A 14,074-nucleotide genomic window follows, 5' to 3' on the forward strand; every position below is an offset into this window, starting at 1 on the left:
AAACCGGTCAGGCAGACGACGAGGACATCACCTTGTCCGCATGCACGTTGTGCAGGTGCTCAATCAGGAAATCCTCCAGCTCGAACCGCGTCTCAAGCTGCTCCCCCAGACTGGACAGGGGCTCCATCAGGTCTTCCAGCTGTTCCGCCGACAGCGACTCGCCGTCCAGACGATCATTGAAAGACAGGGCGATCTCCGTGTTCTCCTCCAGCTTGGGATAGACCTTGGCGACCAGTTCCATGCCGCCATCGTCGAACTCCTTGGCCTCGCGAATCAACTGCTCATAGACCTCGAAGTGTCCGGCCGAAACGTAATCCACCAGGATTTCGCAGAGGCGAACGAACTGGGCGCGTGTCTTTTCCACGTCGCTGAAATCCGTGGTACCGCTCACATCGCAGTACTGGACGATCAACTGCTGGCGCTCACGCAGCCAGCGGTCGATCAGCTCGCTGACGCCACCCCATCGCTCTTTGGCACTCTCCACATTATCCAGCATGAACTCCCCCTGCTCCGGACTTTCTTCTGATTATCGTAAGGACGTTACCCCAAGCTCACCGACCCGGGCAAGCGTTTCATCACGACTGTCGCGGGCGGCGTCCTATCCCCGGCGGGACGACCGGAACGCCCCCAGCAGGATGGCCACACCGATGACAAACAGCAGGGTGAAAAAGACCGCGGTCCAGCCCGGGATGCTGAGCCCCAGGAAGCGCCAGACCACCTCGGCACAGTCGCCGGTTCCCTGCAGCGCAATGCTGAGCACTTCGGCCAGAGGCATGATATCCAGCAGGTAATCCACCGACGGGCCACATGCCGGCACCTGATCGGCCGGCAGACTTTGCAGCCACAGCTGGCGCGCCGCCAGGGCACCGCCGGCGCCGGCAAACAGGGCCAACAGGCCGCCGTAGACGCGCCCGCCCCAACCGGCCGGATTGTGCAGGGCCGCCAACAGCGACAGCCCGCCGACCGCCATCAGCGCCATGCGCTGCAGCCAGCACAACGGACAGGGCTCTAGGTACATGACGTATTCCATGTAGAACGCGGTCCCCAGAAGGGCCGCGCACACCAGAAAAATCAACAGGAAAACCAGACGTCGGCCGGGCATGACATCCTCTGTAGTTCAGCGTGGAACGGAGTGCGACTGGGCTGAGCGGATTCAGCCTGCTATTCTGGACGCACGTTGGAAAAAGGCGGCGTTATCCACAGGATACGATGGCCTGACGCGATCAAACAGCATATCAAGGAGAACTGCAAGCCCATGACATTACGTGGCCTGTTTATGGCAGGCGGACTGGCCCTGTTCTGCCTGGCGAACAGCCTCCCCCTCCACGCCGAAGAAGACACACCGGACGAAAACAGCGAAGAGCAGGCGGAAACCGCAACGCCGTCCGTCTACGTCGAAATGGACCCGCCGTTCATCACCAACATCGGCCAGTCGACGGGACGCCTGAGCTATGTAAAAGCGGAGGTGACGCTACGGGTGGATTCCACGGCGGAGACGGCAGTTACCGCTCACGAACCCCGCCTGCGCCATGAGATGGTGATGCTGCTGGCCAGGGAGGACCGTGAGGCGCTGTCCTCCACTCAGGGACAGGAAGCCCTGCGGCAACAGGCCCTGGACACGTTCAACCAAGTGCTGGAAGACGAGCAGACCGGCGCCACCATCAAGGACGTGCTGTTCACGTCGTTCGTCGTTCAACGCTAGTCAGGCACCCTGATCGCCGGCGATGGCTGATGCACCAGCCTCCAGACCGGCGACGCCGTCCTCCCAACCGGACTCCCAGGCCGCGACGGCCACCTGGCCCCGGTAGGGGCATCGCTCGCGGGGCAGCCCCATCACCGCCGACAGATAGCCCTGCCGGTACGCCTTGTTCAACGATGCCGCTTTCCAGCCCTGTTCCACGTCCCTGGCCATTGCCGTCTCCCTGATCGCCTTAGCGCAAGCTAACAGGCGATCAGTTTTTAGACAATACCTGCCACACCCCAGATGCCGGACGACACCGGGGGGGGATGATCAGTCTGCCAGGTAAGCCTTGCGGTATTCCTCAAACGTCTGCGACGTATCGGCTTCCAGCTCTTTCTGTGTGGCGATGGAATCCGCCGCCATGCGCTCGTAAAGAGCCTGGGTGCCGGTATCCAGTGGGTGCGCCCGCAGCGCCGCCTGGTGAGCGCGCGACTGCCGGAGGCTCCACGCCAGGTGCCCTTCACCGGCTTCACGCATAGCGTCGAGCACACGCTGGGAGCGCAGTTGTTGCGGATTCTGGATGACCTGTCGTTGAGCCGCCAGGGCATCACGATACACCGAATCGCCATTGAACGCGTCCAGCTGTTCGGCCAGCCCCTGCAGTCGCTCCAGCAGACCGGAAGCGGCCTCCAGTACTGGCGTCTGCTGACCGTCGAAGCAGATGCTCAGATCTTCGCGCCGGCCGTTGGCCACCACATCCTTGTAGCTGCCGTCGAGGCGGTCGCATTCGGCGTCGCCAATCACGTCGCTGTCGCTGAGCAGGCAATCGAACAGGAACAGGTCGAGGAAATCGATCTGGCTGGCGCCGATGCCCAGCGGCTCGAACGGGTCCAGATCGAGACAGCGCACTTCCACGTACTCCACGCCGCGGCTGCGCAGGGCCTGGATCGGCTTCTCGCCGCGTTCGGTCGACCGTTTGGGACGAACCGCGCTGTAGTACTCGTTCTCGATCTGCAGCACGTTGGTGTTGATCTGCTGGTAACGACCCTGCGCATCTTGCACGCCGATCTTCTCGTAGGCCGGCCACGGCGTATGGATCGCCCGGTACAGCGTGTCGGTATAGGTCTTCAACTCGTTGAAGCAGATGTCCAGCGAGGCCTGGGCATTGTTGTGGTACCCCAGATCCCCCATGCGCAGGGACGTGGCCGGTTCGCCCACCCAGGTATCGTCGGAGAAGCGGTCCAGGTGATGGGAGACGCCGTCCACGAAGCTGGCGTCCAGGGCCGGTGATGCCCCGAAAAGCAGCATCAGCAGCCAGCTGCGGCGCCGGAAGTTGCGGATCAGCCAGAAGTACTGGTCCGACTTGAAATCCTGCAGGCTGCGCCTGTCATCCAGGGCCTGCTGCCAGCGCTCCCAGAAGCGGTCCGGCAGGGAGAAGTTGTAGTGCACCCCGGCGATGCTCTGCATCATGCGACCGTAACGCACCGCCAGCCCTTTCCGGTAGACGTGGCGCAGCTGGCCGCTGTTGGAGCTGCCGTAGACAGCGATCGGGATGCTCGGGTCGCCATCCAGGCGACAGGGCATGCTGGCGGACCACAGCACTTCGTCGCCCAGCTTGGACTGCACGAAGCGATGGGTGTCGCGCAGGGATTGCAGCAGCGAACGGGTGTCCTGGCAGACCGGAGTGATCAGCTCCAGCAGGGCCTCGGAATAGTCGGTGGTAATGCGGGAGTGGGTCAGTGTGGAACCCAGCCCCTCCGGATGCGGCGTCTGGGCGATAAACCCGTCCGGATCCACCCGCAACCCTTCTTTCTCAAGGCCCTTGCGGAACCCATGCCAGTCCTGCGCCGAGAACTGCCGGAATAGCCCCTTGCGGGAATCGCCCATGTCAGACTCCTTGGGTCCACCGGCGCCCGGAAACGCCGATGGTCTCTGTTCAGTGTATCAGCGGCCTTTCTTGTTGGCGGAGGCCAATGCCTGCGCCAACGCCCCGGCCATGGCGCCCTGGGGCGCCTTCTGGTTGTCCCGGCCCGCCTTGTTGCCGCGGCCCTGGCGGCGCTCACCACCGCGGCTGCGCTCGTTGCGCTCGGCCTTGCCCTCGCCCGGCTGGTCATCCATACGCATGGACAGGCCAATCCGTTTACGGGGCACATCCACTTCCATGACCTTCACCTTGACGATGTCGCCGGCCTTGACCACTTCCCGCGGGTCCTTGACGAACTGGTGCGACAGCGCCGAAATGTGGACCAGGCCGTCCTGGTGAACGCCGATGTCCACGAACGCGCCGAAATTAGTCACGTTGGTCACGCTGCCTTCCAGCACCATGCCCGGCTTGAGGTCCTTCAGGGTTTCCACCCCTTCCTCAAACGTGGCGAACCGGAATTCAGGTCTGGGGTCGCGGCCCGGTTTTTCAAGCTCGGAGATGATGTCCTTGATCGTGGGCAAGCCGAACTTGTCGGTCACGAAACGCTGTGGATCGAGACTGCGCAGGAAGGCGCTGTCGCCGATGAGCTCACCCACGGACCGGCCACTGTCCTTGGCGATGGCCTCGACAACGCCATAGGCCTCCGGGTGTACCGAAGAGCGATCCAGCGGGTTCTCACCCCCGGCAATGCGCAGGAAGCCGGCCGCCTGCTCGTAAGTCTTGGCGCCCAGACGCGGTACGTCCAGCAGCTGCTTGCGGTTATGGAACGTGCCGTTCTGGTTACGGAATTCGATGATGTTCTGGGCGGTCACCTGGTTGAGGCCGGCCACCCGTGCCAGCAATGGCACGGACGCGGTATTCAGGTCGACGCCGACGCCGTTGACACAGTCCTCGACCACCGCGTCCAGGCTGCGCGCCAGCTGCACCTGGGACACGTCGTGCTGGTACTGCCCGACACCGATCGACTTGGGCTCGATCTTGACCAGCTCCGCCAGCGGATCCTGCAGGCGACGGGCGATGGATACGGCGCCGCGGATGGTCACGTCCAGGTCCGGCAGCTCGCGGGCGGCGAATTCGGACGCGGAGTAGATGGACGCGCCGGATTCGTTGACCACGATGCGTGCCAGGTTGAGCTCCGGATAGCGTTTGATCAGGTCGGACGCCAGCTTCTCGGTTTCGCGCGACGCGGTGCCGTTACCGATGGCGATCAGCTCGATCTTGTGCTGACGGCACCACTTGGCCATCTGCTCGATGGACGCATCCCACTTGTTCTGCGGTGCGTGGGGGAAAATCGCGCCGTGATCGGTGACCTGACCGGTGCCGTCGATCACCGCCACCTTGACGCCGGTGCGCAGGCCCGGGTCCAGGCCCAGCGTCGGACGCGGACCGGCCGGTGCCAGCAGCAACAGATCCTTGATGTTGGCGGCGAACACCTGGATGGCCTCGGCCTCGGCCGACTCACGCACCTGGGCCACCAGCTCGGTTTCCAGGTGGGTGGACAGTTTGACCCGCCAGGTCCAGCGTACCACCTCGTTGAGCCAGCGATCCGCCGGGCGGCCCTGGTCTCGAATCTTCCAGTGACCGGCGATGGTCTGCTCGGCCGGGGAGGCCTTGGTGCGGTCGTCCTCGTCGTCACCGATCACGATGCTGTAGTTGAGGATACCCTCGTTGCGGCCGCGCAGGATGGCCAGGGCCCGGTGCGACGGCACCTTCTTCAGCGGCTCGCTGTGCTCGAAATAATCCCGGAACTTGGCGCCCTCGTTTTCCTTGCCGGCCACCACGCTGACCTTCAAGGTGCCCTGCTCCCACAGGAAATCGCGCAGACGGCCCAGCAGCTCGGCGTCCTCGGCGAAGCGCTCCATGAGGATGTATTTGGCGCCGTCGAGCGCCGCCTTGGCGTCCTCGATACCGGCTTCGGCATTGAGGTAGTCCGCGGCCAGGGTGTCCGGGTCCTGGGTCGGATCGTCATAAAGCGCGTCGGCCAGCGGCTCCAGCCCCGCTTCCCGGGCAATCTGGGCCTTGGTGCGGCGTTTGGGCTTGTACGGCAGGTAGAGGTCTTCCAGGCGGTTCTTGGTATCGGCGGACTCGACGGCCTCGCGCAGCTCGTCGGTGAGTTTGCCCTGCTCGTCGATGCTGGACAGGATGGTGGCGCGACGGTCTTCCAGCTCACGCAGGTAGCGCAGGCGCTCTTCCAGGGTCCGCAACTGGCTGTCGTCGAGCGAGCCGGTCACTTCTTTCCGATACCGGGCGATGAACGGCACCGTGGCGCCTTCGTCGAGCAGTCCGACCGTTGCACTGACCTGTTGTTGTCGAACGCCCAGTTCATCGGCGATCCGCTGGAAAATACTGTTCATGCCACCTCACTTGCGTTGCTTGGCTACCGGAGGAAACCGCGGATTATAGCGCCATGGCGGTGCTGTCGGCGATCCCCGGATGATTCAGGACAGGACGCGGCCGGCCGCGTCCGTCGGGTTTCAGGAATATGGAGCGAAAGGTACAGGGCGCGGGGGCCGTGGACAAGCCAATGGCCCGGACAGGTGCGGCGGCGCGGCCGGGAACCGCGTCAGGCGTCGCTGCCCACGTCGCCCCCAATGCGGCGGTTGCGGGATTCCAGGAAGGTCACCAGGTCCGACCAGGGCATGGGGCGCGCGTAGTAGTAGCCCTGCACCTCATCGCAGTGTTGCTGGCGCAGGAAGTCGAGCTGGCCGGCGGTTTCCACGCCCTCGGCCACCACGCTCATCTGCAGGCTGTGGGCCAGGCTGATGATGGCGCGGATGATGTGTTCGGCGTCGCCGCTCTCCCCCAGGCGCTGGACGAAGGACTTGTCGATCTTGACCAGGGAGATGGGCAGGTGCTGCAGATTGCTCAGCGAGGAGAAGCCGGTGCCGAAGTCGTCCAGCGCGAAGCTGATGCCCAGCTGGTTGAGCTCGCGCAGGCAGCGCTGGGCGTAGTCCGGATCGTGCATCATGGCGCTTTCGGTCAGTTCCAGCTCCAGCAGGCTGGTGTCGATGCTGGCGTTGTAGATGATGCGGAAGATGGTCTCGGTCATCTTGCGGTCGTGGAACTGCCGGAACGACAGGTTCACCGCGAACACCATGCCCGGATACCCCAGCGACGAAGCCTCGCGCAGGCGCTCGCAGGCCTGCTCCAGCACCCAGTAGCCGATGGGGACAATCAGCCCGCTGCGCTCGGCGGCGGGGATGAATTCGTCCGGGCCGACCAGGCCCCGCTCGGGATGATTCCAGCGCAACAGGCACTCAACGCCGCGCACTTCCTCGGTGATCAGGTCGATGCGCGGCTGGTAATAGAGTTCCAACTGTTTGCCGCGCAAGGCATTGCGCAGGTCCGCTTCCAGGGTCAACTGGCGCCCGACGGTGATGTGCAGTTGCTGGTTGTAGAAGCGGTAGCTGGTACCGGCGTCGCGCTTGGCCTCGAACATCGCGCGGTTGGCCTGGCGCAGCAGTATCTCCGGCGTGTTGCCGGCTTCCGGGTAGGTGGCGATGCCGACGCTGGCGCTGAGCATCACGCTCTTGCCGTCCACCACCACCGGCTCGTTGAGGGCAGACACCAGCTTGCGGATCACCTGGGTGACATCGAGGGAGTTCTCCACCCGCTCAATGATGATGGCGAACTCGTCGCCGCCGATGCGCATCAGCGAATCCACCCGGCGCAACACCCGGCGCAACCGTTCGGCCAGCTTGAGAATCAACTGGTCGCCGGCCTGAAAGCCCAGGCTGTCGTTGACCGAGCGGAACTCGTCCAGATTGACGTGCAGCAGGGCCAGGCGGTGGTCATGGCGCTCGGCGCGCAGGATCGCCTGTTGCATGCGATCGAAGAACAGGTCGCGATTGATGAAGCCGCTGGCCACCTCGCGCCCAAGCTCGCCGTGGGTGACCGCCATGGCCCGATGCCGGTACAGGGCACACATCAGGGCCCGCCCCAGGTTCCAGGGGTCCAGCCGCCCCTTGCAGAGGTAGTCGGTGGCGCCGTTGACCCGCGCCGGCGGCAGGCCGATCGCTTCCGGTTCGGCCCCCAGGGCCACCACCGGGCGTTCGTCGCCAGCCACGGCGAGGTACTGCAGAAACACCGTCTGCGAGGTGACGAACATGACGCTGTCCCACAGAACCACATCGAACTGAGTATGGCTGATCAGGTCCTCACAGTCGGCCAGATCCGGGCACCAGGTCAGTTCCACCCGCAACTCGGGATTCTGGCGCAGCAGGTGGGCGTACCACAGGTAGTCCTGCAGTTCCGGTGTCAGGATCAGCAGACGGATTGTGGTGGTACTCCACGGGTCGTCCAGGTCAATCATCCGCAGCGGCTAACTCCCTTGTCTGTCGTGCGGCGCCAGCGGACGCTTCCGCCCCGACGCGTCGAACCGCACTGACGATGCCGAATTCCCCTGCACCTGCCGGGTACAACAACTCGAGCATGTTTTCTGATTCCGCCCTTTCCATAGCGTGCATGAACAGCATAGACGACGGCGTCAGGCGATGCAGCGCCTTTTTGCCCCCGACTCCGGCCGGATCCGGCGTCCCATCGGTAGATCCCGACAGTCCGCCAGACAATGGTAAACCCACTGCGCCGACTGGTGTAGAATGAGGCCTCTTTTTTGCCCCCAACCGGCGATCTCGTTCCCGGCGCGCCGCAGCGGCTCCAAGGGTAAACGAATTTTTCAGGCAGGACACCCGTGGCACAGCTTAACCCCCGTCAACGTGAAGCGGTTCACTATGTCGATGGCCCCCTGCTGGTCCTGGCCGGCGCGGGCAGCGGCAAGACCAGCGTGATCACCCGCAAGATGGCCTACCTGATCGAGAACGTAGGCATCCCCGGGCGACATATCGCCGCCCTGACCTTTACCAACAAGGCGGCCCGGGAAATGAAGGAGCGGGTGACGCGCCTGGTCGATCGCAAGCTGACCCGCGGCCTGACCGTGTCCACCTTCCACAACCTTGGCCTGAACATGATCAAGGAGGAGCACGCCCACCTGGGCTACCACCCGGGCTTCTCCATTTTCGACGCCGAGGACGCCAAAGCCCTGCTGCAGGACCTGATGCTGCGCGAGGACAGCGCCGACGCCGGCGACGAGCTGTCCGACATCCAGATGACCATCTCCAACTGGAAGAACGCCATGTGGGCGCCGGGCCACGCCCTGAGCCGGGCCGAGGACGAGCGCGAGCAGCGCATCGCCCTGATCTACAAGCGTTACCAGGAATACCTGAAAGCCTACAACGCCGTGGACTTCGACGACCTGATCCTGCTGCCGGTGCAGCTCTTCCAGACCCACCCGGACGTGCTGGAGAAGTGGCGCCGCAAGATCCGCTACATGCTGGTGGACGAGTACCAGGACACCAACCTGTGCCAGTATGAGCTCGTCAAACTGCTGGTGGCCAACCGCGCCGCCTTCACGGTGGTGGGCGACGACGACCAGTCGATCTACGCCTGGCGCGGCGCGCGACCGGAAAACCTGGCCACCCTGAAGGACGACTTCCCCAGCCTCAAGATCGTCAAGCTGGAGCAGAACTACCGCTCCACCTCGCGCATCCTGCGGTGCGCCAACACGGTCATCGCCAACAACCCGCACGTGTTCGAGAAAGCACTGTGGAGCGACCACACCATCGGCGACGAGATCCGCATCGTGCGCTGTCGCAACGAGGACGCCGAGGCCGAACGCATCGCCACCGAGATTCTCGACCAGAAGCTGAAAAAAGGCATCGACTTCCGGGATTTTGCCGTGCTTTACCGGGGCAATCACCAGTCCCGCCTGCTGGAAATGAAGCTTCAGGCCTACCAGATTCCCTACCGCATCTCCGGCGGCCAGTCGTTCTTCTCGCGCAACGAGATCAAGGACGCCATGAGTTACCTGCGGCTGATGATCAACCCGGACGACGACGCGGCGTTCCTGCGCGTGGTCAACGTCCCGCGCCGGGAGATCGGCCCGGCCACGCTGGAGCAACTGGGCCACTATTCGCGCGGGCGCAACGTCAGCATGTTCAAGGCGCTGCACGACCTGGGCGCCGAGGAGCACGTCTCGGAGCGCGGCCTGGACAAGCTGCGGCGTTTCGCCCACTGGACCGACCGCACCAGCCAGCGCCTGTTCCGGGAAGATCCGATTCCGGTGATCAAGCAGCTGTTCACCGACATCGAGTACGAGGAGTGGCTGCACCAGCACGCCGGCACGCCCAAGCAGGCGGAGCGGCGCATGGACAACATCTGGTACCTGGTCGACTCGATCCAGCGCATGCTGGACGACGGCAAGGGCACGGCGGACGAGCTGGGCATCGAGGACGCCATCAGCCGGCTGATCCTGCGCGACATGATGGAGCAGCGCGAGGAAGAGGACGACAGCGACAAGGTCCAGCTGCTCACCCTGCACGCTTCCAAGGGTCTGGAGTTTCCCCACGTGTTCATCATGGGGCTGGAAGAGGAAATCCTGCCGCACCGCTCCAGTATCGAGGAGGACAACATCGAGGAGGAACGCCGGCTCATGTACGTGGGCATCACCCGCGCGCGGGAGACCCTGGCGCTGACCTACGCCGCCCAGCGCAAGCAGTACGGCGAGAAGATCGAGACCATTCCCAGCCGCTTCCTGGATGAATTGCCGGAAGAGGACGTGCTCTGGGAAGGCACCGGCGACACCGATGAGGCGGCCAACCAGCGCAAGGGCAAGGCCACGTTGAGCGCTCTGCTGGGGGACCTGGGCGCCTGACCAAAGCCCCGGGGCCGAAGACGACGAAGCCGGGCATTGCCCGGCTTCCGATTGAACCGCTTTCAGGGGCAGGACGCGCCGTTATTCGACCGCCTCCACCATGTGCTCCACCGCCGCCTGGATTTCCTCGTCCGGGCAGTTGGCGCAGCCGCCCTTGGCGGGCATGGCGTTGAACCCCTCGATGGCATGGGTGATCAGGGTGTCCAGCCCCTTTTCCAGGCGGGGCGACCACGCCGGGGCATCGCCCGTCACCGGCGCGCCGGCCACACCGGCGTTATGACAGGCAGCGCAGACGGACTGGTAGACCTCCTCCCCGGAGCGGGGCCCGGAGGAGGCCGATGCGGAAGCCGGCGCAGCGGAGGTCAGGATATCCCCGCAGTCCTCACCGTCCACACACACGGTACCGATCGGCGCGATGCGTGCCTTGATCTGATCCTCCACGGCAGCCGTCGCGCTGCCGCCCTGCAGCCCCAACACCAGCAGAACGGCCACCAGAACTCTCATCATCGTCACAGTGAGTACCCCCACCCGTTTCTGTTTATATTATGGTCACGCATTATAGCCGCTAAAAAAAACAAGCCCAACGACCGTCGGATCCGGCCCGTCCGCCAATACCAGCGGCAAAGAAACTTCCTTAAAATTCAGTTAATCACCTGACCCGTTCGCAACGTAATGGGTATCATGGGCCGCAAACCAAGGAGTTCCGAATGCCGAAACAATTTCCCAAGGCGCACCCCTGGCGCCGACCGCTGCTGATCACGGAATTCACGGCCCTGGCCATCCTGGTCGGCTCGATGATGCTGCTCGGTCGGATGGCCGGCCCCGACGGCCAACTCAATCCAATGTGGTTGCTGATTCCGGCCCTGTCCAGCCTGGCGGTGTTTCTCAGCTTCATCGGCCTGATGTATCTGCGCTGGGTGGCCAACGTGGAAGCGGAAAGTGCATTCAAACACAAACTCATCTTTGGCCTGCTCGCCGTGACGCTGCTCGGTGTCTGGGCCTACTCCATCGCCCAGACCTGGCAAAGCCTCTGAGCCCACGGGATTCACTGACACGGACGGACCGACGTTATGCGAGCATTACCCGCCCTTTGCCTGGCCCTGACCGCGCCGCTGGCCGCCGCCCAGGACGACGCCACCACACCGGATTTCCAGGGCTTCGCCGCCGACGACTGCGCCCTGATCGAAAACGGCGTGCAGCGGCTGGCCTGCTACGATGCCATCACCGATCCACAGGAGGCCCGGGAACGGGCCAGCGATGAGCGCATTGAACGGGCCGACGAGGCGACCGAGCGACTGCAGCTGACGCCGGAGAACAACGCTGTAACCGACGGCGAGAGTGGCGTTGAGGAACGCGAAGGCGATACCGCAGACTCTGCGGTGGATCGCTACTTCGCCACCGAAAAGGCTCTTTTTTCGTTTTCCGGTAGCTTCGTCTCCCACCGTCCGACGTACATCCTGCCGTACACTTACGTGCACGACCCCAATGATCGGCCGTACAGCCCCACCCAGGGGTTTACCGACTACGACAAACCGCTGGACTACGACGAAGCCAAGTACCAGATCAGCTTCAAGGTGCCACTGCTGACGGGCATGTTCGACGACCGCACCACCTTGTGGTTCGGCTACACCCAGGTGTCTTTCTGGCAGGTCTTCAACAGCGACGCCTCCAAACCCTTCCGCGAGACCAACTACGAGCCGGAGCTGTTCGCGCGCTACGCGGCCCAGTGGGATCTTGGCCCGGGCCGGCTGGAGGCGCTGTCCCTCGGCCTCAACCACCAGTCCAACGGCCAGTCGGATCCACGCTCACGCAGTTGGAACCGCATCTTGGGTGGCGCGGTGTACACCTGGGACCGCTGGATGTTCATGGTTCAACCCTGGTACCGGATTCCCGAATCCAAATCCGAGGACGACAACCCCGACATCGAGAAGTATCTGGGCTACGCCGACTACTGGGCGGTTTACAAAGTCGACAGTGATCGCACCTTCTCGCTGAAACTGCGCAACAACCTGCGCACGGACGACAACAAGACGTCGGTCACCCTCGGCTACAGCTTCCCGATCGGCGATACGGTCAAGGGCTTCGTGCAGTACTTCAACGGCTACGGCGAGAGCCTGATCGACTACAACGAACGCGTCCAGCGGATCGGGATCGGCATCATGCTGAACGACTGGCTGTGAGGCTGGGAGACATCGGGATAGCTGCGGATGCCTGGCGGCGTCACAGGCACTGACGTTTTTGCCATAAAAGACGATCACTCCCGAAATAATGCAGCGGAAGCTTCAGCTTCCGAGCCGCGCGACGGGCGGCCGATACCAGACAACGGCAGACGCGAAACACCCCCAGAAACAAAAACGCCCCGGTCATGCCGGGGCGTTTTCGCAACAACCAACAAATAATGGATCAGGCGTTGAGCCGCTCCATCTCCGCCAGCAGCTCTTCGGTTTTCGCCTCCATCAGCGCCTTGTCGCCGCGAGACTCCACGTTCAGGCGGACGACCGGCTCGGTGTTGGACATGCGCAGGTTGAAGCGCCAGTCCTTGAAGGCCACGCTCAGACCATCCACATGGCTGACCGACTCGGCGTCCGCTCCGTATTTTTCCTCCATCGCCTGGATGACCTTGGCCGGATCCTGAATGGTGCGGTTGATCTCACCGCTGGCCGGGTAGGCCTCGATGCGCTCGTCGATCAGCGACGACAGGGTCTGGCCGGACTGGCACAGGCGCTCCGCCAGCAGCAGCCAGGGAATCATGCCGCTGTCGCAATAGGCGAAATCGCGGAAATAGTGGTGGGCGCTCATTTCACCGCCGTAAACGGCGTCCTCGGCGCGCATGCGTTCCTTGATGAAGGCGTGGCCGGTCTTGCTCTCCACCGCGCGACCGCCGGCTTTTTCCACCAGATCCTGGGTGTTCCAGATCAGACGCGGGTCGTGGATGACTGCGCCACCGCCCTGTTTGCTCAGGAACTGGTCCGCCAGCAGCCCGACGATGTAATACCCCTCGATGAAACGGCCGTTCTCGTCCCAGAAGAAACAACGGTCGTAGTCGCCGTCCCAGGCGATGCCCATGTCCGCGCGGTTGGCTTTCACCGCCGCCTCGGTGACGGTGCGGTTCTCCGGCAGGATCGGGTTGGGCACACCATTGGGGAAGTGACCATCCGGCTCGTTCTGCAGCTTGATGAAGTTGAACGGCAGGCGCTTTTCCAGCTTGTCGATGACCCGGCCGGCGCCGCCGTTACCGGCATTGGCCGTAATCGCCAGCGGCTTGAGGCTGCTCATGTCAACGTAGCCCAGCAGGTGCTCGATGTACGCATCCTCGGCGTCTTCCAGCGTCTGGTAGCTTCCCGGCGCGGGGGCGTCCTCGAACGCCTCGTCGAGACGATCATGAATGTCGCGCAGGCCGGTGTCGTTACTGATCGGCTTGGAGTCCTCACGCACCAGCTTCATCCCGTTATAGTCCTTCGGGTTGTGACTGGCGGTGACCATGATGCCGCCGTCCATCTCGTAGTGGCTGGTGGCAAAGTACACCTGCTCAGTACCGCACAGGCCGATGTCGTATACGTCGGCGCCCGCGGCCATCAGGCCTTTGCTCAGGGCCTCGGCCATTTCCGGGCTGGAGAGGCGGATGTCGTAACCCACCACCACCTTTTTCGCGCCGGTTACGGCCACGAAAGCGCGTCCGATGCGCTCGGCCAGGTCCGGGTTCAACTGGTCGGGAATGCGACCCCGAATGTCGTATGCCTTAAAGCATGAGTAAGCCATC

Annotated in this window: 12 protein-coding genes; 4 read left to right on the plus strand and 8 right to left on the minus strand. The window is 63.6% G+C overall.

The window, feature by feature from the left end; genetic code table 11:
• Positions 1 to 7: 7 nt before the first annotated feature.
• Complete coding sequence (gene rsd, locus GQB00_RS10985; protein WP_111493772.1) at positions 8 to 496, minus strand: sigma D regulator; 489 nt, start codon at positions 494 to 496, stop codon at positions 8 to 10.
• A gap of 102 nt (positions 497 to 598) precedes the next feature.
• Positions 599 to 1,102: a disulfide bond formation protein B gene (locus GQB00_RS10990; protein ID WP_165856240.1), complete on the minus strand. Its 504-nt coding sequence runs from the start codon at positions 1,100 to 1,102 to the stop codon at positions 599 to 601.
• 153 nt (positions 1,103 to 1,255) lie between these two features.
• On the opposite strand from GQB00_RS10990, the gene GQB00_RS10995 reads away from it, so the two are divergent.
• Complete coding sequence (locus GQB00_RS10995; protein WP_165856241.1) at positions 1,256 to 1,702, plus strand: flagellar basal body-associated FliL family protein; 447 nt, start codon at positions 1,256 to 1,258, stop codon at positions 1,700 to 1,702.
• On the opposite strand, the gene rmf is transcribed toward GQB00_RS10995, so the two are convergent.
• The 4 genes from rmf to GQB00_RS11015 form a co-directional block, all read right to left on the minus strand.
• Positions 1,703 to 1,912, minus strand: coding sequence for a ribosome modulation factor (gene rmf / locus GQB00_RS11000; protein WP_111493766.1), 210 nt, complete (start codon positions 1,910 to 1,912; stop codon positions 1,703 to 1,705).
• A gap of 99 nt (positions 1,913 to 2,011) precedes the next feature.
• A complete protein-coding gene (gene gshA / locus GQB00_RS11005) occupies positions 2,012 to 3,568 on the minus strand; it encodes a glutamate--cysteine ligase (protein ID WP_165856242.1) in 1,557 nt (518 codons plus the stop codon).
• A gap of 57 nt (positions 3,569 to 3,625) precedes the next feature.
• Positions 3,626 to 5,959 (minus strand): Tex family protein, encoded by a 2,334-nt coding sequence (locus tag GQB00_RS11010; protein WP_165856243.1) that lies wholly within the window; start codon positions 5,957 to 5,959, stop codon positions 3,626 to 3,628.
• Between the two features lie 209 nt (positions 5,960 to 6,168).
• Positions 6,169 to 7,917, minus strand: a complete 1,749-nt coding sequence (locus GQB00_RS11015) for a putative bifunctional diguanylate cyclase/phosphodiesterase (protein WP_165856244.1) — start codon at positions 7,915 to 7,917, stop codon at positions 6,169 to 6,171.
• A 378-nt stretch (positions 7,918 to 8,295) separates the two neighbouring features.
• Between GQB00_RS11015 and rep the strand changes: the two genes are divergently transcribed.
• Positions 8,296 to 10,314: a DNA helicase Rep gene (rep, locus tag GQB00_RS11020; RefSeq protein WP_111493758.1), complete on the plus strand. Its 2,019-nt coding sequence runs from the start codon at positions 8,296 to 8,298 to the stop codon at positions 10,312 to 10,314.
• A gap of 81 nt (positions 10,315 to 10,395) precedes the next feature.
• Here rep and GQB00_RS11025 read toward each other — a convergent pair whose 3' ends face one another.
• A complete protein-coding gene (locus tag GQB00_RS11025; protein ID WP_165856601.1) occupies positions 10,396 to 10,821 on the minus strand; it encodes a c-type cytochrome in 426 nt (141 codons plus the stop codon).
• Positions 10,822 to 11,021: 200 nt separating this feature from the next.
• Here GQB00_RS11025 and GQB00_RS11030 point away from each other — a divergent pair, with 200 nt between their 5' ends.
• Together GQB00_RS11030 and GQB00_RS11035 are read left to right on the plus strand one after the other, a co-directional pair.
• Positions 11,022 to 11,348, plus strand: coding sequence for a hypothetical protein (locus tag GQB00_RS11030; protein WP_111493754.1), 327 nt, complete (start codon positions 11,022 to 11,024; stop codon positions 11,346 to 11,348).
• 36 nt (positions 11,349 to 11,384) lie between these two features.
• Positions 11,385 to 12,494, plus strand: a complete 1,110-nt coding sequence (locus GQB00_RS11035; protein ID WP_165856245.1) for a phospholipase A — start codon at positions 11,385 to 11,387, stop codon at positions 12,492 to 12,494.
• A gap of 223 nt (positions 12,495 to 12,717) precedes the next feature.
• Here GQB00_RS11035 and GQB00_RS11040 read toward each other — a convergent pair whose 3' ends face one another.
• Complete coding sequence (locus GQB00_RS11040) at positions 12,718 to 14,073, minus strand: phosphomannomutase (RefSeq protein ID WP_165856246.1); 1,356 nt, start codon at positions 14,071 to 14,073, stop codon at positions 12,718 to 12,720.
• Position 14,074: the final 1 nt, after the last annotated feature.

It is taken from the genome of Marinobacter sp. JSM 1782161 (assembly GCF_011421605.1).
GTDB classification, from domain to species: domain Bacteria; phylum Pseudomonadota; class Gammaproteobacteria; order Pseudomonadales; family Oleiphilaceae; genus Marinobacter_A; species Marinobacter_A bohaiensis.

Excerpts from the sequence above, each read along its gene's own strand:
- rmf (WP_111493766.1), bottom strand. The coding sequence starts at position 1,912 with ATGGCCAGGGACGTGGAACAGGGCTGGAAAGCGGCATCGTTGAACAAG.
- GQB00_RS11030 (WP_111493754.1), top strand. The coding sequence starts at position 11,022 with ATGCCGAAACAATTTCCCAAGGCGCACCCCTGGCGCCGACCGCTGCTG.
- GQB00_RS11035 (WP_165856245.1), top strand. The coding sequence starts at position 11,385 with ATGCGAGCATTACCCGCCCTTTGCCTGGCCCTGACCGCGCCGCTGGCC.
- GQB00_RS11025 (WP_165856601.1), bottom strand. The coding sequence starts at position 10,821 with ATGATGAGAGTTCTGGTGGCCGTTCTGCTGGTGTTGGGGCTGCAGGGC.
- GQB00_RS11015 (WP_165856244.1), bottom strand. The coding sequence starts at position 7,917 with ATGATTGACCTGGACGACCCGTGGAGTACCACCACAATCCGTCTGCTG.
- GQB00_RS11010 (WP_165856243.1), bottom strand. The coding sequence starts at position 5,959 with ATGAACAGTATTTTCCAGCGGATCGCCGATGAACTGGGCGTTCGACAA.
- GQB00_RS10990 (WP_165856240.1), bottom strand. The coding sequence starts at position 1,102 with ATGCCCGGCCGACGTCTGGTTTTCCTGTTGATTTTTCTGGTGTGCGCG.
- gshA (WP_165856242.1), bottom strand. The coding sequence starts at position 3,568 with ATGGGCGATTCCCGCAAGGGGCTATTCCGGCAGTTCTCGGCGCAGGAC.
- rsd (WP_111493772.1), bottom strand. The coding sequence starts at position 496 with ATGCTGGATAATGTGGAGAGTGCCAAAGAGCGATGGGGTGGCGTCAGC.
- GQB00_RS11040 (WP_165856246.1), bottom strand. The coding sequence starts at position 14,073 with ATGGCTTACTCATGCTTTAAGGCATACGACATTCGGGGTCGCATTCCC.
- GQB00_RS10995 (WP_165856241.1), top strand. The coding sequence starts at position 1,256 with ATGACATTACGTGGCCTGTTTATGGCAGGCGGACTGGCCCTGTTCTGC.